The organism is Leptospira brenneri (genome assembly GCF_002812125.1).
GTDB lineage: Bacteria > Spirochaetota > Leptospiria > Leptospirales > Leptospiraceae > Leptospira_A > Leptospira_A brenneri.
In genome coordinates this window covers 1-942 of the sequence record NZ_NPDQ01000029.1, presented here as the reverse complement: position 1 = coordinate 942, position 942 = coordinate 1, and the positions used below count along the sequence as shown (strand labels likewise).

The 942-nt window shown below is 33.9% G+C and carries 1 protein-coding gene; it reads right to left on the bottom strand.

The window, feature by feature from the left end; genetic code table 11:
• Nucleotides 1-179: 179 nt before the first annotated feature.
• Nucleotides 180-914 carry a hypothetical protein gene (locus CH361_RS19545; RefSeq protein WP_100792504.1) on the bottom strand — a complete coding sequence of 245 codons (735 nt, stop codon included), beginning with the start codon at nt 912-914 and terminating at the stop codon, nt 180-182.
• Between the last annotated feature and the right edge of the window lie 28 nt (nt 915-942).

Here is a 942-nt window from a genome sequence, read left to right as displayed (position 1 = left end):
TAACGAACTAGTCTTCCCGAAGTTCCCTGTAGCCGAGCCTACGAAGTAGGTGTTGGCGTCGGCGCGACTTCTTGCAAAGCAAGAAGCGTGACGGAAGGGAATTTGCCGCAGGCCGAGTGAGGCCTCGTGCCGAAACGTAGCGGGAAGACGCTGTTATGCGAAGTAATTTACTTACTATATTAAAAAGTTGTTCCAGCAGAAATTATAATTTGAGTAAACATTGAATTTTTTGGAGTAACATTGCCTAAACTCTGACTTAAAATTAAATCTTGATATTGTTTAGGAAAAGATCCGGAATAATAGTTTGGGTCAAATGTAACAATATGTCTTATTTTCCCAGCCTCAATAAAGCCTTGTTGGATTTCAATTGCAAATAAGTAGTGTTCCCAAAAGTCTGTTTTGTATCCAAAGCCTACGGAAGAATAAAATCGATCAGAAAACACAGTTTTATGAGAGTAAGGTTCAAGATTAAAACTATTCGGTGAAAAGTTAATATAGTTATTTCTATTAACAGTAAATCCCTTTTCTAATCCAAAATTTAAACTCCCGAAGAATGATTTATAGATATAATATTGAAGATTAAAAGTGAAAGTTTCCCCTTGTTTAGTTCTAGAGAATTGATAGAGAGCATTATTTCGATTTGAACTAGAGTAATATTGTCCATACGCACTTTCCTTGTTCTCTCCAATTCCATAACTGAAACCGATGAATAAATTTTTTAAAGGAGAGTAGAGTATTTGTAGTTTTAGTGAGTTTGGTATTTCTCTTCGTTCGATTCTTTTGTTGTCTTGTATAGTCCAAGGATTTATTAGTATTTGAGTATTTCTCCGATCCAATTCTTCCGCAAAAATGGTTTGGAAGTTGAATAGTAGAATTAGAAAAAATAAAAAATTCAGTTTATTATTTAGGAACATTTTTTAAATTATTTCGCATAACGAACTA